This is a genomic window from Nonomuraea sp. 3N208 (genome assembly GCF_052245935.1).
Lineage (GTDB): Bacteria > Actinomycetota > Actinomycetes > Streptosporangiales > Streptosporangiaceae > Nonomuraea.
This window is the reverse complement of record NZ_JBQQBR010000012.1, coordinates 235255-254216: the sequence shown is the minus strand read 5'-3', so window position 1 is coordinate 254216 and position 18962 is coordinate 235255. Positions and strand designations below refer to the sequence as shown.

Here is an 18962-nt window from a genome sequence, read left to right as displayed (position 1 = left end):
CATCGAATACGTGGTTGTCCTGATCTTCGTCGGCGTGGTCCTGCTGGCGCACTATTACCTCTGGCACCGGCTGGTGCGTTCGACCATCGGCCCTGGGCGGCTGCGCAAGGCGCTGACCTGGGGCATGGTGGGGTTGTTCGTGCTGATCGTGGGGACGTTCGTCAGCACGCGGATGGAGCTCGGGCACTGGCTGGCCTGGCCGGGCTATGTCTGGCTGGCGTTGCTGTTCTACCTGGTCCTGTTCTTCGTGGTGCTGGAGATTCCACGGGCCGTGGCAGGGGTGTTCCTGCGCAGGGCCGAGCGGAAGCGGGCGCCCGAGCCCGGGTTCGAGCCCCAATCCGAGTCCGAGTCCGAACCCGTCCCGGTCCTGGCCAGCGCGGCTGCGCCGGTCGAGGAGGCCGCGCCGGTTGAGACGGTTCCGCCTCCTAAGGGGGCCGCGCCGGTTGAGACGGTTCCGCCTGCTGAGAGGGCCGCGCCGGTTGAGCAGGTCGCGCCGCCTGCTCCGCTGAGCAGGCGGTTGTTCCTCGGGCGGGCCACCGCCGCCATCGCCGGGGCCGGCGCGCTGAGCGCGGTCGGGTACGGCATCACGAGCGCTCTGGGCGATCCCGTGCTCGAGCGGGTCAAGGTCACGCTGCCCGACCTGGACCAGCGGCTCGGCGGCCTGCGGTTCGCCGTGGTCAGCGATATCCACCTGGGACCGCTGACGGGCAGGGCCCACACCGAGCGCATCGTCCGCATGATCAACGGGCTCGAGGCCGACGTCGTGGCGATCGTGGGCGACCTGGTGGACGGGTCGGTGGCCGAGCTGGGCGCGCTGGCACGTCCGCTGAAGAACCTCGAGTCCCGCTACGGGGCATATTTCGTGACCGGCAACCATGAGTACTTCGCCCCCGGCGGATTCGCCGAGTGGATCGAGGAACTGCGGCAGCTCGATGTACGCCCGCTGCGAAACGAGCGAGTGGAGATCAGGCACCAGGGCGCCGTCCTCGATCTGGCCGGGGTGAACGACCTCAACGGCACTTCCCAGGGCGACGGCCCCGACTTCGAGAAGGCGCTCGGCAACCGAGACACCAGCCGGTCCACGGTGCTGCTCGCGCATCAGCCGGTCCAAGTGGACCAGGCCGCTCGCCATGGCGTGGACCTGCAGTTGTCCGGGCACACGCACGGCGGCCAGATGGCGCCGTTCAACCTCGTCGTGGGGCTGCAGCAGCCGGTGGTGTCCGGCCTGGCGACGGTGGACGGGGTGCAGGTCTACGTCACCAGGGGCGCCGGCTTCTGGGGCCCGCCCGTAAGGGTCGGTGCCCCGCCCGAGATCACGATGCTGGAGCTGGCTTAGCGTAGTTGAGTGGCCACGAGGTGCCATCGTGCCGTAGTATCCGGCCGGATACGTCGGGAGGGAGGGGATCCATGGTGTCCTCGCCGATGGAGGCGGCGCTGGCCTCCGGTGTCGCCGTCTGGGCCAAGCGCGGCGGGCTGCTGTTCAAGCAGGCTCGGCACGCCGCGAGCATGAATCAGAAGGCGCTGGCCAGCGTCAGCGGCACGTCGCGGACCACGCTGTCGGCCTACGAGCACGGCAGGAAGTCGCCGACGCTCGAGACGGCCGGGCGCATCCTCGACGCGGCCGGGTTCCGGCTGGCGCTTGAGCCCAAGGTGGAGTTCGCCGCCCGGCCTTTTCCCGTGCCGAGCCGGTTGTGGCGGCTGCCGGTCGCCGCGGCGCTGGGGGTGGCGCGGCTGCGCGGCCGGGACTACGACCTGGCCGATCGTGCGGAGCGGCGGGCGGCGTACACGCTGTTGTTGTGCGAGGGCAGTCCTCAGGAGCTGCTCGACCACGTGGACGGCGTGTTGCTCGCGGAGCTCTGGGATGATCTGGGCCTGCCGCCTGATATCCGGGCCGAGTGGTGGCCATTGGTGGAAGAGGCTCGACATGGGACCAGAGTCATCAATTGATGACATTTTCGCGGACCTATTCGAGGTGTGTAACCTGCGCGCGGGGCCGCGAACGTAATACCCTCGGCCACGAGTCCGCCGGGAATATCCGGCTCGCCTCTTGTCCGCCGCTTCTTGCCAACACCTGGATACGCTGACCTTATGATTGCCCCTGGCCCACGCCGCCCGACCCACGTGCTGGCCAATGCGCCGTTCCGACAGCTCTGGCTGGCCATGTCGGTGTGCAGTCTGGGTGACTGGCTCAACATCCTCGCGCTGACCGCGCTGGCCGCGAACCTCACCCAGGGCGACGACTACCGTGTGCAGTCGCTGGCCGTCGGCGGCGTCTTCGTCGCCAAGATGTTGCCGGCCGTGCTGCTCGGGCCGCTCGCGGGCGTGTTCGCCGACCGGTTCGACCGGCGGCTGACGATGTTCGCGGCGGACCTGGCCAGGTTCGCCGTGGTGTTGTCGATACCCGTGGTCAACAGCTACCAGTGGGTGATCATCGCGACCGTCCTGGTCGAGTGCGTCAACCTGTTCTGGGTCCCGGCCAAGGACGCCACGGTGCCCAATCTGGTGCCGAAGGAGCAGCTGGAGTCGGCCAACCGGCTCAACCTGCTGGTCACGTACGGCAGCGCGCCGGTCGCGGCCATGTTGTTCGCGGCGCTGTCCGTGGCGGGCGACCTGATCAGGACCATCGTGCCGTTCCCGGCCGGCCGGGACGCCACCGGTCTGGCGCTGATCGTCAACGCCTGCGCCTATCTGGTGTCGGCGTTCCTGATCTTCACGTTGCGCGACATCCCCAAGCGGGACGGCGCGATCTCCACGCCTTCCGTGCTCAAGCAGATTGTCGAGGGCTGGCGGTTTGTCGGCCGCAACCGCCTGGTGCGGGGCCTGATCATCGGCATGCTGGGGGCCTTCGCCGCCGGCGGTGCCGTGGTCGGCGTGGCGAGGATCTACGTGAGCACACTCGGCGGGGGTGACGCGGCCTACGGTGTCGTGTTCGCGGCGGTCTTCGTCGGCATGGCGCTGGGCATGTTCTTCGGGCTCCGGCTGCTGCGCGAGTTGTCGAGGCGGCGGCTGTTCGGGCTGGCCATCACGGTGGCGGGGCTGGTCCTGGTCGCGATCGCGCTGGTGCACAACCTGGTGATCGTGGTCATGCTGACCGTGCTGCTCGGGGCCTGCGCCGGGATCGCCTGGATCATCGGCTACACGTTGATCGGGCTGGAGGTCGAGGACGGGCTGCGGGGCCGTACGTTCGCGTTCCTGCAGTCGACCGCGCGGGTGACGCTGCTGTTGGTGGTCGCCATGGCCAGCCCGCTGGCGGCGCTGTTCGGCGTGCACCAGTTGCGGCTGGGCGAGTTCGGCTACCGGTTCGACGGGACCAACCTGGTGCTGGTGGTCGGCGGAGCCCTCGCGATGACCGTCGGCCTCCTCGCGCTGCGCCACATGGACGACAGGAGGGGCGTCTCCCTGTCGGCGGACCTCATCGCGGCAGTACGCGGCGAGCGGTTCCCCACCGAGGCGGCCGAGCACGTCCCTGGTCTGTTCGTGGCGTTCGAGGGTGGCGAGGGGTCGGGCAAGACGACCCAGTCGCGGCTGATCGCCATCTGGCTGCGCGACCAGGGATACGACGTCGTGCAGACGCGCGAGCCGGGCTCCACCAAGGTGGGCATGCGGCTGCGGGCCATCCTGCTGGACGCGGCCGAGCGGGGGCTGTCGGCGCGCTCGGAGGCGCTGCTGTACGCCGCCGACCGGGCCGAGCACGTCGAAAAGGTGATCAGGCCGGCGCTCTACCGGGGCTCGCTGGTGATCACCGACCGTTACGTGGACTCGTCGCTGGCCTACCAGGGCGCGGGGCGGTCGCTCGACCCCAAGGACGTCTCCAAGATCAACGCCTGGGCGACGGGCGGGCTCGTGCCGCACCTGACCGTGCTCATCGACACGCCGCCTCAGGTGGGGCTGACCCGGCTCGGCGGGGCGGTCGACCGGATCGAGGCCGAGCCGCTGGAGTTCCACGAGCGGGTGCGCAAAGAGTTCCGGGCGCTGGCGGCCGCCGCGCCCGAGCGTTACCTGGTCGTCGACGGCACGCAGCCGCTCGACCTGATCACTCGCCAGATCCAGGACCGCATCCGTGACATATTGCCCGACCCGGTCCCGGAGGAAACAGAGGATGTCACGGGGACGATGCCGGCGATCCGCGACTGGGGGTGAGGCCCTCCCCCCGTTGCTGTGCCACGTGGGGTGACGGGCAATTAGCCTTAGCGCGTGACCGTTTTCGATGACCTCGTTGGGCAGGACAAGGCGGTGGCCGTGCTGTCGCGGGCCGCGGCGGCGGCTGGGGAGGTCGTCGCCGGCGGGCGCGGCGCGGGCATGACGCATGCCTGGCTGTTCACCGGCCCGCCCGGCTCCGGACGGGAGGACGCCGCCCGTGCCTTCGCCGCGGCGCTGCTGTGCCCTGACGGCGGCTGCGGCCACTGCGACCAGTGCCACCAGGTGCTCATCGGCTCCCACCCCGACCTGGAGTCCGTACGCCCCGAGGGCCTGTCCTACAGCGTCAAGCAGACCCGCGAGCTCATCCTGCGCGCGGCCGGGGCGCCGAGGCAGGGGCGGTGGCGGGTCATCCTGTTCGAAGACGCCGACCGGGCCACGGAGTCGGCCGCGAACGCCCTGCTCAAGGCCATCGAAGAGCCTCCGCCCCGTACGGTGTGGCTGTTGTGCTCGCCCGCTCCCGACGACCTGATGATCACTATCAGGTCGCGCTGCCGGCTGATCACCCTGACCACGCCCAGCACGGAGGCGGTCGCCCACGTGCTGGCCACGCGTGACAGCGTGCCGTGGGAGACGGCCGCGTTCGCCGCCCGGGTCGCTCAGGGGCACATCAGCAGGGCGCGGGCGCTGGCGCTCAACGAGGGGACGAGGCAGCGCCGCGAGGCCGTGCTGTCCATTCCACGCTCGCTCACGGGGGTGGGGGAGTGCGTGTCCGCCGCCGAGCGTCTGGTGAAGACGGCGGAGGAGGAGGCGGCCGCGGCCACGGCCGCGCTCAACGAGAACGAGACCACCGAACTGCGCAAGCTGTACGGGGAGGGCTCCACGGGCAAGGGGCTCAACCGCGGGCTGGTGCGGGGCGGGGCAGGGGCGCTGAAGGAGCTGGAGGACCGGCAGAAGTCACGGGCCACGCGGATCAAGCGGGACTCGCTGGACTCGGCGTTGCTCGAGCTGGTGTCGTTCTACCGGGACGTGCTGGCCATGCAGTTCGGGGCGGCGGTGGAGCTGGCGAACGACGACATCCGCTTCGACCTCGACCAGTTCGCCAAACGGTCGACACCCGAGGAGACGCTGCGGCGGATCGACGCGATCATGCAGTGCAGAGAACGGCTGGCGGCCAACGTCAATCCGCAGATCGCGGTCGAAGCGATGATGCTTGCGCTCCGCCCCTGAGAGATCGCAGCGGAGACAGTGGCGGCGTGGCTGCGCCTGCGCTTGCGCGGGTGGGATGGCAAGGTGTGCTAGATCGGCGGATAATCCGGGATTGCATCCGTCACCTCTGACCTCCATCGCGGGATCAACGTAATGTGGCAGGGAAGGCCGTAACCCCTAGGCCGTCAGGAGGCGAGCCCGAGCCCATGGGAATGATCATGGCCGTGAGCTTCACCCGCTATGGGAGGCTCTACTACCTCGATCCCGGCGGGCACAGCCCGAAGGTGGGCGACAAGGTGCTCGTGCCGACCGACTCGGGTCCGGAGGTGGCGGAGTGTGTGTGGGCGCCGCAGTACTCGAGTGAGGACATTGACGGGCTGCCGGTGTGCGCGGGGTTGGCGGGTGAGGAGCAGCTGGCCCGCGACGAGTCCAACAAACGCCGTCGGGCCGAGGCCCGTAGCGTGTCCAAGCGTCTGATCAAGCGGCACTCGCTGCCGATGAAGGTGGTCGGGGTCGACTACCTGGACCAGGACAACGTCTACACGGTCTATTTCTCGGCGCCGCACCGGGTGGACTTCCGCGCCCTGGTCCGAGATCTGGCCCGCAACCTGCGTGCCCGGGTCGAGTTGCGCCAGATCGGCCCGAGGGACGAGGCCCGGCTGCAGGGCGGCATCGGCCCGTGCGGCCGTGACTTGTGTTGTGCCACGTTCTTGAAGGACTTCGAGCCGGTCTCGGTACGCATGGCCAAGGACCAGGATCTGCCGGTCAATCCGCTGCGGATCGCGGGCGCGTGCGGGCGGCTCATGTGCTGCCTGAAGTACGAGCATCCGCTGTATCAGGAGTTCCGGGCCTCGGCGCCTCGGGTGGGGGCGAGTGTGGAGACCCCGCAGGGGGCCGGAACGGTGGTGGGGCACAACGTGCCGTCCGACTCGGTCGTGGTGCGGCTCAACGACGGAGGGCGGCGGTGTTCGTGCTCCAAAGCCAGCGTGTGCTCGCCTCGCATCCAGCACGACCAGATGTATGGCAGCGAGCCGGAACAGGGCACTCAGCATTCGGTCGAGTGATTACGGACTGCACAGAGGGTAGTCGGCGCACGCTGGCTCCCCTCTGTGGCTCCCCTGGCGCTCACTCTACGTGCCACCTGGCCTGAGGCCCGGCCTCCACCCCGGTGGAGGACCTGGTCACCGTGCCCGGAGCTCGTTGGCGGGTAGAGGAAGCGATCAAGCTGGCCAAGTCCGCCTGGGCCCCGACTACGAGGTGCGCTCCTGACACGGCTGGCACCGGCACATCACCCTCGCCAACCAAGCCGGCCGCCGCGTTCCTGGCCGTCCAGGACGCCCGGACGGCCCGCGAGCAGGACCCTCATGGGTCGGCGGCCCTGGCGCCCGAGGGCATCGCCGACCTCGCCGCCCACAGAGGGGGCTTCGGCCGAGTCCACCAGCAGCATCCTGCCTCTGGCGCCTGATCACCGTCATGCACCCCCAGCCGCCGCACCAGCCGTCGAGGCCGGTCAGCCCTTGCGCCACATCGACCTCCTGATCGCCGGATGTGATCGAGAAGAACAGTCGCGCTTCGGTCAGCGTCCTCGCTTTGGCTCGGACACGGGCGAATCAGGCATCGATGGCCAGATCGCGGTAGGTGTCCCTGACGACCTCGAGCCGCTCACGTCGGAACCGTGCCGGCTCGGCGTCCCTGACCTGCCGCCCGAGCTCGGACCAGAAGGCATGATCTGGAACGTGTTCATGTCCGTCGGGGATGAACTTCATCACCTCGTCGACGGCCGCGCGAGCCATCGCCAGGGCCTGGCGCGCTGCGTTCTGATCGTCTGTCGGTACGTTCCCTGCCGTCAGGTCGGACACCCACAACCACTCACCTGCGTCGAGGAGTTGGGAGGGCTCCGGTCCGCCGAACGTAGGCCACCCCTCCGGCATCACCTCTCGCTGCGGCAGGGCGAACACGAATTTCCGCTCCACCCCGCAGTCGGCGCAGATGCCGTCGTAGCAGGCGGCCAGCTCGCCTGCCAAGTCGACCACGCCGCTGTCCCATGCGGTCTCCACCGACCCGCACACGCATGGATGCAGGTCAAGGTACAGATGTGCCTCGTCTCGCGTCCGCGCCACCTGCAGCGTCACCGCGGACCTCCTTAGATCGACCTCTGGAACAACTACTAGTCTGGCGCTCATGCAGGCGGCAAGTCCGTTCGAGGAGCGCCTCATGCGGGCGCATGAGCGAGGGGACCTGGCCCTCTGCCTGCGCCTGCTGCGCGATGCCGATCTGGCCTGCCCCATCAGCGACGCGGCAGCCACCGGTGAGGAGCCGGTCGCCTGGCCCACCGTGACGGATGCGGAGCAGACGTGGCTCATCGGCTACACCTCGGCCGAGGCGATGCGCAAGGCCACGCGCGACGCCGTGCGGCACTACCGGATCGTGTCCATGGTCGAGCTGGCGGCGGGCTGGCCGGACCTCCGCTGGGGCTTGGCGATCAACCCTGGGCTCGATCTCTCCTTTCTCCTTGAGTCAGGGACGGTCGCCAGGCTTGCCGTACCTACGCTGGAGCAGGACATCGCCGCCGAGCCGGGGGCGGGAACCCCCATCGTGCAGAAGCTGCTGCGGCCACGCGACATCCAGGCTCTGCTGGACAGCCGCGAGCCTCGCGTGTCCGGCTACTGCCATCACGCCATGGATGTGGAGCACATCGCGACGCCAGTCGTACTCGCCCGGGCGTTACTCCAGGAGGAGGCACTCACCAGTGGCGGAGCGGTGAACATCCTGCGCTGGCCCTCGATCGGTCCGTCCCTCTACCGAACGCCGTACGGCGGGGTTGATGAGGAAGGGATGGCGGCCGTCGCCGGGTGGGTCATTGAGGAACCTCCGTTCGTCGGCATGGGCCTGGTACCGAACGTCGATGAGACGATCAGGGAGTACAAGATCAACGGGGTGGGTCTCCCCTACGGGGCCGAGATCGTGGAGCTGGGCGCGGACGGTCGAGAGCGGGTCCGTGCTCGCTATGACGGCGATCGTCGATCGTGGGTGCTTACTGAGGAGGCGGAGTGACGTGGCATTCCTACCGGGCGTGCTGGGCGGGAACCGATTACGAGGCCACACCCGACCTGCACGAAGGCCAGGTGTGGATGCGTCTGCGAAGCGAGGTTCCCGCAGAGGGCTTCGAGCAGGTTGATCCAGGCCTTTACGTCCGTGCTGTGCCCGCCGGGGAATGCGTGGCCATCACCTTTGTCACAACGGTTTGCCAGTGGCAGGGCGAACCCTTCCAGGTTCACGGCCAGCGTGATGACGAGCTCCTCATCGAGTACACGGGGGGCAGGGCGACTGTAGCGCTGCGACTGGGGCTTGAGCGCGTGGAACGTGGGGTCTTTCGGCAGTGGGTGCTCAGGGATGAGGTGTCCGATCTCACTGAGCGCATCTCAGTCCTTGACGATCTCCAATCGAGTCAGCCGAGAGCTGCGCAGACGTGGCACCCCCCTGTGCCGGACCTGACAATGGACGAGGTGCGGAAGGCCTGCGACGCCAGAGCACTCTCCGCGGGCTTCAGTTCGTGCGAGAGCACCTGGCGGTGGAGCGACGCGGCGACGCTGGTCGTGGAGACCCCCGCCTTCGGACGCCGGCAATTTCACTTCGAGATCGGCGTCGGGGACCGCCGTCTGGCTCACACGGAGGAATGTCCCGGAGGCGCTTATCTGGTACGGCTGGCGCCGCGGGTCGCCCCCGGCCAAGTAGCCAGGCTCGTCATCCACGAGATCAGCGACACCTTCCAGCACGTGGCCGCCAGACAGGCCTACGCGTCGGGGCGCCACGACGGCGCGAGCACCCGCGACGACCGCGATACGGCTTCCCGCACCGAACACAGCGTCCGGACTCGCCGGCTCGACGAGGCGGCCGCGGGGGCCGGCGAGATCGAGCGACGACTCAATTGGGGCCGATCCGTCTCGATGTCCTGACCAGCGCTTCGGCTCGACGTGGCCGCGGGGACCGTCAGAGCGTGGACGACTCAAGGGCCCGTCGGTATCGATTCGTACAGTTGATGGCACCCTTCTCCACTGCGTACCGTGCGTAGCAGGCCGCCGTCTTTCAGCCTTGGTACAGCCGCCGCAAACAACTCAATGTGCGGCGCGCTAGCGGCGCGCTAGCGGCGGGAACTATTGTTCCGCCACGTTAGCTGGGATATCGATGCACGGTTCAATCTGCACACCTGCTGGAGTTATGCGTGACTGAGCCCTTGTTCAATGAGCTTCCTCCGCCGCAGGTCTCACCGCCGGGACATCAATGGTATCCCGATTACCGCGTAGACGGGGAGCGCTACGATTCGACCCCCGACACAGAAATGCCGGAATGGCGTTCGTGGGCGCTGGATGGAGGGCCGACCAGTTGGCCGGAGGCGCAGGACGGTGTGGCGATCGATCGTTCCGCGGTAAAGGCTGTCGCGCGCGCATTGCTATCTGACCTGGAGAGATATTCTGGTCTGCGACTGCATCCTGGCGGCGGGCGTTATCCTCATGATGAATCACCAATTGGGGTCTACATCTATTGGAGGGTGCCCGAGTTCGGCAACTTTCCTCCAGCAAGGGACCTGAAGGCGGAAGCCACGGAGTCTGGAGTCCTGGAGGACTTTCAGAGATTCCTGGAGCGCGCACTCGGGCAATTGTTCAGATCCTATTCGTCCTATATCGCCGGGCTGGCCAGCTGTATCGAGGAGTACGATCTGGCAGAAGAGGCGTCCGCTTTGAGTCTGCTGGAGGAAAAAGAATGATATCTTGGCATAAGGGTGACATTGGAGAGGATGACTCTCTCCTTGAAATGCAGTTGGCACCCCATCGGATAAATTGGCCAGATTTCTCTGCAAATGAATACCGGAGCCGCCTTTGGTCGATAGACATCGGATCGGACTTGCCGGAGTACGGGGGCAAACTTCTTTCGGCGGCCGACTCTCTGGCAGAAAGCGTCTCCACCCTGACAGGGGAAGGCGCTGATCTCGCCGAGGCCTGGAGTGGAGATGCCGCGAAGGAGGCACTTCGTGGAATGGGGGTGCTTCGGGCGGCATTCATAGAGCTGGCAGCTGTCATAGGGACGGTTGGTGAAGGCGTCCGCTGGTTCGGTGAGGACGTCCTCCCGGCCTTTAAGGACATGGAACAAAATCAATTCGTAGGTAGCCCTTTCGGCGGCAGGAAATGGGGTCCCGGGGGATATGAGTTCCCCGTGTGGGATCACGAGATCGGCGGCAACAACTGTGACTGCAGTATCGTATTCGCCAACCCACTTGCATGGACTGGGGTCGACACTGCCACGTGTGGCCGAGAAGAGCACATCTATTACTATGAATATAGCGGAAAGGAGTTGACCTATCCCCGTGATGCGATCCCAGTGGCCTATCGTGAAGACCTCTATTCTAGCGAGCTCGGCCGCTGGGTCAACGAAAGAGAGCGTCAGGCAATAGAAGATCGGAAGCTGGATCCTACTACGATCTACCTGACCGCGATTGCACGTCAGCACATGAATAAGTTGAACGATCACCTCAAAGCGCTGCACGCATTCATGCCAGAGGAAGTCATCTGCGACTTTCCCAGCTACGGACAGAATTGACTTCAAGTCGGTCACTGGCCCTTCAGCCGTGGGCGGCGGCTCGCCTGGACCCCACCTGACCCGACACCGGCATGATCCCGGACACCCGCCACGACGACGCACGTTCGAAGACGATCACGCATCGCGATCACGTCGTACTCGGATGCATTCGGCGTGAATGCGTACCCACACCTGTGATGCGAAATGTTATTTCTGATGCAGGATGCAACCTGTTCTGGAGGTGGTTGGCGGTGGAGGGCGGCGATGCGGCGGGGTTGCGTGCGTATGTCGAGGAGTTGCGGGCGAGGTTCATGCGGTTGCAGGGCGAGGCTCTGGCGCTGCATGAGCGGGCGCGGGCGGTGCAGGTGACGGAGAAGTCTCGTGATGGTTTGGTGTCGGCCACCGTAGGGGTGCGTGGGGACCTGGTCCGGTTGGACATTGATCCGCGGGTGTTTCGGCGTCCGGATGCGCGGTCGTTGGCTGATGTGATCGTTGAGACGGTGCGGCGGGCGTCGGTTCGGGCGGTGGATGAGGTGGTGGAGATTTTCGAGCCGGTGGTGCCCGCTGAGCAGATGCGGGCTCATCTGAATGGCGATCTGGAGACGGTGCTGGGGCAGTTGGCGGGTCAGATGCTGGGAGAGGGCGGGCAGCGGTGAGCGGATCGTCGGGGGCGGGATCGGCGGATGTGTTCATCGGTGAGCCGCTGGATTCTGGCCTGGCGCGGTTGGAGGTAATGGCGTCGGACCTGGAAGCCGATTGGGGGCAGGTGCGGGCTCGGATTCGTGGGCTGTTGGAGGCGCGGCCGTGGGGTGATGGGCCGGAGGGGGCGGAGTTCGAGCGGGCCCTCCTGGCTTATGGCGGGCCTTGGCGGTGCGTGGATGACACCGACGGGTTGGTGGAGGAGATCGGCGGTCTTCCGACCAAGTTGCGGACGCAGGTGGGTAACACGCTGGCCACGGATGCGGCTATAGCTGAAAGCATCGCGGTGCCGCCTCAGTGGACCATGTGAGCTTGGCGTGGGCGTCGGCGGGCCGAATGTTGATTCTCAGCTTCCGGGTCCTCTTTCGCCCTATTCCAGTGGGGGGATCTCCACTACCGATGTGGAGCCGGCGTGGCGGACCGAGGCGTTGCCTGCATGGGTGGTCAATTGGTTGATTCCGATGTTGACCGCGGGCGAGCCGTGGCCGCAGGCCAGTGAGAGCGGGCTGTGGCAGGCCAGGTTGGCTTTTGAAGACGCCACGGGGGTGTTGGTGTCGTCGTTGGAGCCGACCGCGTTCTCGATTGGCGAGATTTCGGCTGGTCTTGAGTCGCCGGCCAAGCCGGCGGCATTTGCCCGGACGCGGGAGCTGTTCGATGAGCGAACGGGGGTGGTGGCCAAGGCGGGTGAGGCTGCCCTGTACGCCCAGCAGATGGATCATATGGCGCGGCAGACGCAGTATTCGAAGCTGTCGATCAATGTGGCGTTTTGGGTGTCGCTGGCTGCGGCGCTGATTGCGGTGCTCGCGGTGTCGGCTGGTCCGTTGGCTCGGTTGCTGGTGGGCGCGGTGGCCAGGTCGGGCAATGCGCGGATGCTGCTGCTTCTGGAGCGGTTGGCGATGCTGGCGGGCCGGCCGTATGCGACGAGCGCGTTGAGCCGTTTGACGGGGTTGGCCGGCGGGTCGGCGGGGGAGAGACTTGCGGCCTGGTTGTTGGTGATGGAGATCCCGGAGGAGGTCGCTGAGGAGGTTTTCGGCGACGCTTTCGCGCAGTATCAGCAGATCAAGATGGGCACGCTGGATGCGTGGGATTGGGCCAAGACCAAGGCGGCGGCACTGGGGGCGACGGTCGGCGCGCTGGCCGCCACCTTGCTCGCCAGCCATGTGAGCAGGTTGACCGACAGCATTCCCGGTGTTGGGTGGCTCAACGCTCGTGCGGGTGATGCGCCGGGGGTGGTCAATGCGTTCTTGCGGTATCCGGGCCGGGTGTTGAACACAGGGTTGAGCAATGTGGCGGCTTCTCCAGCGGGCAGTGTGGTGGCCAACCGGGTGGTGTACGGGCAGTGGGTGCCACCGACGCCAGAGTCGTTGCTGGGCGCGTTCATGGGTGGGGCAGGCCGGACCAATACGATCAGCCCGTTCAGCGTCGATGTGGCCAACGCGGTGCTCTATCCCGCCTCCACGCTGGCTGGTGTTTTCAACGATGCGCTCGCGACCGGTCAGTCCGGCCAGCAGGCAACCAGCCAGCCCCGGACGGCCGAGTCTGGCACGGCCCAAACCCAACCCGGGACCGGTGCCCCGGTCAGAGCGGCCCTCGACCTCGCCATCCCAGCACAGGCGCGGACGCAGACGCAGGCGCCGGTCAGGTGGGACGGGATCAGCACGCCGGCCGACCCGGTCTCCCCCACGACGCCCAAGCCACGACCCCCAGCCGCACTCGACCAGCCATCGAACACCCCGCAGACACCTTCGACAGGCCACAACCCGAACAACGACACCACCCCAGCCGAGCCGCCCAACGACGACCAACCCGGCCACGACCCTGAGTTAGCCCCACAGTCGGACGAGACCGTCGACCCCGAGGCGACCTCTCAGCAGCTGAGCACCCCGAACCCTCCGACCGCCGCATCGAACCCCGACACCATCCCTGACCCCGGCCCTGTCCCTCGTGCCGACCCCGCCGCCGGCACCACCATCAGCACCTCCGCCCCCGATCCCACCGGCAGCGCCACCACCACCACGTCGACCACCACCACTGTCACCACCGCCTCCGCTGTCTCTGACCAGGACACGCAGGGCACCCAACCGGCGGGCAGGACAGAGTCGTCAAAGCGCGACATCGCAGGGCTGATCAACCGGTGGTTCGGGCCGACCGGGGCAGATCGACGTTCCCGCTACACCCTGGTGGCGGCCCGGCCCGTCGCAGGGACGCGGTTCGTCGCCGACGGGCGACACCAGGACCTGCAGGAACTCACGGTCGACGAGGTGCGGGCGGCCTTGGACACCCAGGCGCTGCCCGCCGACTTCGGCACCGACGTAAAGGGCTGGCGCTGGATCGATGCAAGCACCCTTGTCGTGGACACCGGCAACAGCACCCAGCACTTCCACTTCGAGATCGGCGCCGTCGGGGGCAACCGTCTTGGCCGCACCCGGGTAGGTCAAGGCACCGAAACCGACCCGCATCTGGTACGGCTGGCGCCCCGGGTGGCCCCCGACCAGGTGGCCAGGCTTGTCATCCACGAACTCACCGACACCTTCCAACGCCGAGCCGCCCCGCAATCACGCACTCCCCGCCTGCTGCCCACCCTGACGGGCGGCCTCGACCAATGCGTCACCGCCCGCCACAACGAGTACCGACTCCTCACCCGCAAGCTCGCCTCGGCCACCACCGATGCCGAACGCAACGCTCTCCAATCCGAGATCGACGGAATCCTGCACGAACTGAGCAGGCACGGGCACCCCTTACCCACCGACACGCGCAAGCCACCGGCCGTCCCCCCGGCCAGCGAGCGGCTCTCCGGCACGTCCCCTGACGATGTGGTTCTGCACATCCGTGGCGCGGTGCAGCCCGTCGTCGACGAGCCCGGCTACTTGCGCGACTCGGCGGCGCGAAGCCTCGGCGAGGCCGCAGCCGACCACGGCCCCGATGCCCTCCTGGCCGAACCCGCTGGCAGTCCGGAGCCGGCTGACGCACGCATCGGCCGGACAGCACCGGAAGGCTCACAGCCGGCCCGCCTGCTCGGCACGCACGAACAAGAACCATCCGCGCGTCCAGAGGACCGTGCCGACAACTCGGCTTCGGGGCGCACGTTAGTGGATCGTGATGCGTCGCATGGCACGAAACGCCCTCTGCTCTACAGCGAGCGGCTACAACCTCTAGCCGAAAAGTGGCGCCCGATCCTCCAAGAGAAGCTCGAGCAAGGCACCGGTTCCACCTTCTCCAGGAAGCAACTGAAAAGTATCAGTGCTGAAGTCAAAACAATAGAGGCAGATTATACAGAGAATGGAGTTGATTTTTCGCTCATCCAGGTGCAGGAGATCATTGATGCGCTTCGCTCGGGTGATCCGGTTGTTTTCGTAATCGAGGGCTTCGGGCCATATCTTGTCGACTACGGCGGTCCCATAACCGACGAGAATGCGATTCCAGCCGATAGTAGAGGTCTGGAGCTCACGGGGACTGTGGTTAAATCGTTGCGCGAACGAGCGCCAGAGGCAGACATCAGAGTCGCATCCTTGGGGGATGACTACAATTACACCAGTGAACACCATCCCGACGGCAGACCAGATTTTCCGTTCACGGACGAGGCTAGGTCCGAGTTCTGGGCCAGCATTATAGATCGACTCAAGGATGTCGGCGCTGTTCCGGCCGACGCAAAAGAAGGCGTAGATTTTCATCTATTCCACGAGAGCCAGCTTACGCAGCAGGCGAATGAGTTGGTCGCCCGCCTCGAGGTGGCCGGCATAATTCAGCGTAACGGTGATCGAATTCACTTTGTGAATCCAGATTTCACGAATCCACTCTTCCATAAATTCGGTCTGCGAACACCGAACAAGTGGCTCTGCGTCGCATTGGACGCCGCGCATCTCCAGGCACTCCTCAGCGAGATTCGAGCGGAATACACAGGAGATCCAGAGAGTCTGCGCATCATAAAAATTGTCGCGTTGCCACACTATATGAAGGGGCAACAGGGTCAGCTCAGAGAGATACTGAACGTGCTCGCCGGGGAGATGAACATCGAGTATCACAACATCTTTTACGACCCAGAAGGCGACTTGGAGGCAATGGCCGACACAGTCGCGGAGAAGTTCAGGGAGAACTGACGTTCGGCATGGGAGTGCTCGTCATTATCATGAATGGCGCCGCACCTCCGAATACGAAACCAGGGGTAGCCCTGCATCTGGAGCGCCAGCGGACCCTCGGCATTCGGCTGGCAGCGGGTTCGTCTATTACAGCCTGGACCAGGCAGGCATCAAGATCGACGACACCGACGCCGCCGGCTGCGTACCTCTTAGACGAGGCGATCGAATGCCTCTCGTGTCACATCCTCCGTGGCCGCCGTAAGGTCGTTGTGCTCATAGGACTTCACTTATGTCGAGTCCGAGACTGGAGGCATGGCGCCGGCCGGCCGCATGTCGATCTTCGACACCATGCTCGTCCGAGTCAGGTCGGCCGAGATGCGGGCGTACGAGGCGACGGGTTTGCGATCCGCGAGCCAGTCCGCGAATGTCGCGCCGTGACCAGGTGGGGCGAGCCACCAACAGGACTCTTGCTTGGGCAGGACCGTCTCCGAGTCCATGGATGGTCGTTGTATCAGGAGTTCCGGGCCTCGGCATCCCGGGTGGGGCGAGCGTGGAGACCCTGCAGGGTGCTGCCGGGACGGTGGTGGGGCACAACGTACCGTCCCTGGGCCAGGTCATCAGGGGGATCGGCAGGCTCCTGCCGGTTCGGCGGTCGTCTTCTCTTTGAGGGACCCCGAGCAGTCGGAGTTCGAAAGTCCAGACAGTACGGTCATAGCCCTACGGGGGCCGCGGGCCGGTGACTACCGGGGAAGGTCACGGGAAGCGTCGGAGGACGGGCGATCTGTCCGGGCATCGGGTGATCGATGGGAGCGAGAACCCCTCAGGCTCCTGTAGACTCTCTCACGCCATACGGCACGCCGCCTTAGCTCAGTCGGCCAGAGCACTTCACTCGTAATGAAGGGGTCTGGGGTTCGAATCCCCAAGGCGGCTCCCAGGTCAAAGGCCTCTCGCGATGATCGCGGGGGGCCTTTGCTAACACTCCTGCCAGCAGGCGCACCGCGCCGGGCTCCCTTACCCCCTATGAGATCCTTTGCCATGCCCGTGACCAATGAATGGCTGGCTGGTCCCTCACCAACCAAGCGCCTGGACAGAGAACTGCTGGAAGAGCGCATCCTGAACCTGCTCTCATCGCAGAACATGTGTGTCCTGGCGACGTTGGGGGCTGATGGGCCGCTGGCGACCCCTGTGCGTTACTTCCACCTGGACTTCGCGCTCATGTTCACGGCGGTGCCCACGTCTCCCAAGATGCGGAATGTAGCCGCAGACCCCAGGGTCTCGATCGGGATATTCGCCCCACTGGTGGGACAGGCCAGCAGCCGAGGTGCCCAGGTCTTCGGGCGAGCCCGCGTTCTTGAGGTCGATGATCCGGAGTTCGCGCACTACTGGCCCGCGTTCAGGTGGCAGTCGGATCATGTGGAGCGTTCGCGCCCGCTCGACGAACCGCCATCCGGCCCGCTGGTCGTTGTCGAAGCTGACCGGATCGTCTATACCGAACACTGGCTTCGGCGAAGTGGGTATGCACCGCGTCAGTTCTGGAAGCGGCAGGAGGACTGAGCAACAAGAGGCCGCCTTCGTCGTCCTTGCCGCTCTCGTGGGGCATCATGGCGCGTTGAGCATGCGCTATGACGGTGTGGTCGGCCCGCTCCGGACGGCGTACGACGGGAGTGCCGAGAGGCGTGATGTCAGCGGCAAGAGTCCGTGGAAGCTGGCGGCGCGAAGGGGGTTTCAGAACGAAGCCCCCGCCCATTGCCTGGGCGGGGGTGGGTCTTGAGGTCACTGGCTAGCCGTCACTCGGTATGAACCTGCGTCCAATGCGATGGGGTCCCTTCGTACATCGCGTCGTTGCAGTCGCAATTGCCGCAGCCGGGGATCATCGATGCCTCCTCCTCACCCAAGGTGATTTGCCTTGTACCCACAGTGACTTGCTCATACGCTGACGTGCATGGTGGAGTTCCGTATCCCCCGCGGCTGACCTGCGTCTCGGCGATGAAGTCGAGATGTTCGAGAAGGACCCGATCAATCCGCTCTACCGCAAGACTGGAAGCCCTGGAGTGTGGCGGCAGGTCGCCGAGCTATGCGACATCGGCCTGCATCACTACCTCCCGCTATGGGCAGCGAGGCGGATCGAGGATGACCTTCGCCTCCTCCGGAACTCGCGGGCCGGCAGCAGGCGAACGGCCAGGCCGCCTGTGGGTAGTTCCTGGGCGGCCAGCAGCGAGGTGCGGTAGCGCACCAGAGCGGTGAAGAAGGTGAACCCGATGTCTCGGGTCGGATGCAGGCACGCGACCACAGCGCGCCCCAGTTCCGCAGCGCCATCCTCAGCCCCGCGCCGGCCGGATGAAGACGGCGGTGATCGCGGCGGCCAGCCCCGCCACCAAGGCTGAGAGCATGATCGATACGGACAAAGTTGACAATTAACTAGGTAAGCCTAACCAAATCCCGTGACCAAGGGGATCTCGCTCCGTGGAGCCGACCTGTTACTCAGCTACCACGGCACCACGGCCGTCGAGAACGGCCACATCGCCGTCCGCCCTGGAACCGTGACGGCCCTCGTGGGCCCGAACGGCAGCGGCAAGTCCACCCTGTTGCGGGCGCTCGCCCGGCTCCACAAGCCGGACGCGGGCACGATCACGCTGGCCGACGGCACGTCCGCGACGGACTTGTCGGCCCGCGACTTCGCACGGCGGGTCACGCTGCTGTCCCAGAGCCGTCCCACGCCCTCCGGCGTCCGGGTCCGGGACGTGGTCGGCTACGGCAGGCACCCGTACCGGGGCCGATGGCGGGCGGGAGACCCCGACGGGGACGCCGCCGTCGCCAGAGCAATGGAGCTCACCGGCGTCACCGCGATGGCCGACCGCCCGGCGGATGAGCTGTCGGGCGGCGAGCTGCAGCGGGTGTGGCTGGCCACCTGCCTTGCACAGGACACCGGCGTCCTGCTGCTGGACGAGCCCACCACCTTCCTCGACCTGCGCTACCAGGTCGAACTGCTGGAGCTGGTGCGCGACCTGGCCGACCAGCACGACGTGGCCATCGGAGTCGTCCTGCACGACCTGAACCAGGCCGCCGAGCTGGCCGACCACGTCGTCCTGCTGCACCGGGGCCGGGTGCGCGCAGACGGACCGCCCGCCGTGGTCCTCACCGAGAAGCTGCTCACCGAGGCGTACGGCATCCGCATCGAGGTCACGCACGACCCAAGGACGGGGACGGTGATCACCCGTCCGGTCGGCCGGCACACCAAAAGCGTCCCCGCCACAACCTGACAGGAAC

General features: G+C 66.4%; 16 protein-coding genes and 1 tRNA gene. 16 read left to right on the top strand and 1 reads right to left on the bottom strand.

What is annotated here, in order from left to right:
• Positions 1-10 precede the first annotated feature (10 nt).
• The 6 genes from ACTWPT_RS20475 (at position 11) to ACTWPT_RS20450 (ending at position 6811) form a co-directional block, all read left to right on the top strand.
• Positions 11-1336, top strand: a complete 1326-nt coding sequence (locus ACTWPT_RS20475; RefSeq protein WP_443179023.1) for a metallophosphoesterase — start codon at positions 11-13, stop codon at positions 1334-1336.
• Between the two features lie 71 nt (positions 1337-1407).
• Entirely contained in the window at positions 1408-1947 is a 540-nt protein-coding gene (locus tag ACTWPT_RS20470; RefSeq protein ID WP_443179022.1) for a helix-turn-helix transcriptional regulator, read from the top strand.
• A 141-nt stretch (positions 1948-2088) separates the two neighbouring features.
• Complete coding sequence (tmk, locus tag ACTWPT_RS20465; RefSeq protein WP_443179021.1) at positions 2089-4140, top strand: dTMP kinase; 2052 nt, start codon at positions 2089-2091, stop codon at positions 4138-4140.
• A gap of 54 nt (positions 4141-4194) precedes the next feature.
• Positions 4195-5367 carry a DNA polymerase III subunit delta' gene (locus tag ACTWPT_RS20460; RefSeq protein ID WP_443179020.1) on the top strand — a complete coding sequence of 391 codons (1173 nt, stop codon included), beginning with the start codon at positions 4195-4197 and terminating at the stop codon, positions 5365-5367.
• Between the two features lie 191 nt (positions 5368-5558).
• The gene (locus tag ACTWPT_RS20455; protein ID WP_443179038.1) at positions 5559-6410 is read left to right on the top strand and encodes a PSP1 domain-containing protein; all 852 of its coding nucleotides are present in this window, start codon (positions 5559-5561) and stop codon (positions 6408-6410) included.
• 104 nt (positions 6411-6514) lie between these two features.
• Positions 6515-6811 carry a hypothetical protein gene (locus tag ACTWPT_RS20450; protein ID WP_443179019.1) on the top strand — a complete coding sequence of 99 codons (297 nt, stop codon included), beginning with the start codon at positions 6515-6517 and terminating at the stop codon, positions 6809-6811.
• Between the two features lie 145 nt (positions 6812-6956).
• Here the strand turns inward: ACTWPT_RS20450 and ACTWPT_RS20445 are convergent, their stop codons facing one another.
• The gene (locus tag ACTWPT_RS20445; protein ID WP_443179018.1) at positions 6957-7478 is read right to left on the bottom strand and encodes a hypothetical protein; all 522 of its coding nucleotides are present in this window, start codon (positions 7476-7478) and stop codon (positions 6957-6959) included.
• Between the two features lie 49 nt (positions 7479-7527).
• On the opposite strand from ACTWPT_RS20445, the gene ACTWPT_RS20440 reads away from it, so the two are divergent.
• From ACTWPT_RS20440 to ACTWPT_RS20395, 10 genes are all read left to right on the top strand, one after another.
• Positions 7528-8400: an SseB family protein gene (locus ACTWPT_RS20440; protein ID WP_443179017.1), complete on the top strand. Its 873-nt coding sequence runs from the start codon at positions 7528-7530 to the stop codon at positions 8398-8400.
• A 452-nt stretch (positions 8401-8852) separates the two neighbouring features.
• A complete protein-coding gene (locus ACTWPT_RS20435; protein ID WP_443179016.1) occupies positions 8853-9302 on the top strand; it encodes a hypothetical protein in 450 nt (149 codons plus the stop codon).
• 266 nt (positions 9303-9568) lie between these two features.
• Positions 9569-10111 (top strand): hypothetical protein, encoded by a 543-nt coding sequence (locus tag ACTWPT_RS20430; protein ID WP_443179015.1) that lies wholly within the window; start codon positions 9569-9571, stop codon positions 10109-10111.
• 137 nt (positions 10112-10248) lie between these two features.
• Positions 10249-10941, top strand: coding sequence for a WXG100 family type VII secretion target (locus ACTWPT_RS20425; protein WP_443179014.1), 693 nt, complete (start codon positions 10249-10251; stop codon positions 10939-10941).
• Between the two features lie 71 nt (positions 10942-11012).
• Positions 11013-11576, top strand: coding sequence for a YbaB/EbfC family nucleoid-associated protein (locus tag ACTWPT_RS20420; RefSeq protein ID WP_443179013.1), 564 nt, complete (start codon positions 11013-11015; stop codon positions 11574-11576).
• Between the two features lie 29 nt (positions 11577-11605).
• Positions 11606-11929: a hypothetical protein gene (locus tag ACTWPT_RS20415; RefSeq protein WP_443179012.1), complete on the top strand. Its 324-nt coding sequence runs from the start codon at positions 11606-11608 to the stop codon at positions 11927-11929.
• A 91-nt stretch (positions 11930-12020) separates the two neighbouring features.
• The gene (locus ACTWPT_RS20410; RefSeq protein WP_443179011.1) at positions 12021-15716 is read left to right on the top strand and encodes a hypothetical protein; all 3696 of its coding nucleotides are present in this window, start codon (positions 12021-12023) and stop codon (positions 15714-15716) included.
• A gap of 835 nt (positions 15717-16551) precedes the next feature.
• Positions 16552-16625, top strand: a tRNA-Thr gene (locus ACTWPT_RS20405).
• 105 nt (positions 16626-16730) lie between these two features.
• The gene (locus ACTWPT_RS20400; RefSeq protein ID WP_443179010.1) at positions 16731-17249 is read left to right on the top strand and encodes a pyridoxamine 5'-phosphate oxidase family protein; all 519 of its coding nucleotides are present in this window, start codon (positions 16731-16733) and stop codon (positions 17247-17249) included.
• A gap of 887 nt (positions 17250-18136) precedes the next feature.
• Entirely contained in the window at positions 18137-18955 is an 819-nt protein-coding gene (locus ACTWPT_RS20395; RefSeq protein ID WP_443179009.1) for an ABC transporter ATP-binding protein, read from the top strand.
• Positions 18956-18962: the final 7 nt, after the last annotated feature.

Excerpts from the sequence above, each read along its gene's own strand:
- ACTWPT_RS20470 (WP_443179022.1), top strand. The coding sequence starts at position 1,408 with ATGGTGTCCTCGCCGATGGAGGCGGCGCTGGCCTCCGGTGTCGCCGTC.
- ACTWPT_RS20420 (WP_443179013.1), top strand. The coding sequence starts at position 11,013 with ATGATCCCGGACACCCGCCACGACGACGCACGTTCGAAGACGATCACG.
- ACTWPT_RS20455 (WP_443179038.1), top strand. The coding sequence starts at position 5,559 with ATGATCATGGCCGTGAGCTTCACCCGCTATGGGAGGCTCTACTACCTC.
- ACTWPT_RS20400 (WP_443179010.1), top strand. The coding sequence starts at position 16,731 with ATGCCCGTGACCAATGAATGGCTGGCTGGTCCCTCACCAACCAAGCGC.
- ACTWPT_RS20440 (WP_443179017.1), top strand. The coding sequence starts at position 7,528 with ATGCAGGCGGCAAGTCCGTTCGAGGAGCGCCTCATGCGGGCGCATGAG.
- tmk (WP_443179021.1), top strand. The coding sequence starts at position 2,089 with ATGATTGCCCCTGGCCCACGCCGCCCGACCCACGTGCTGGCCAATGCG.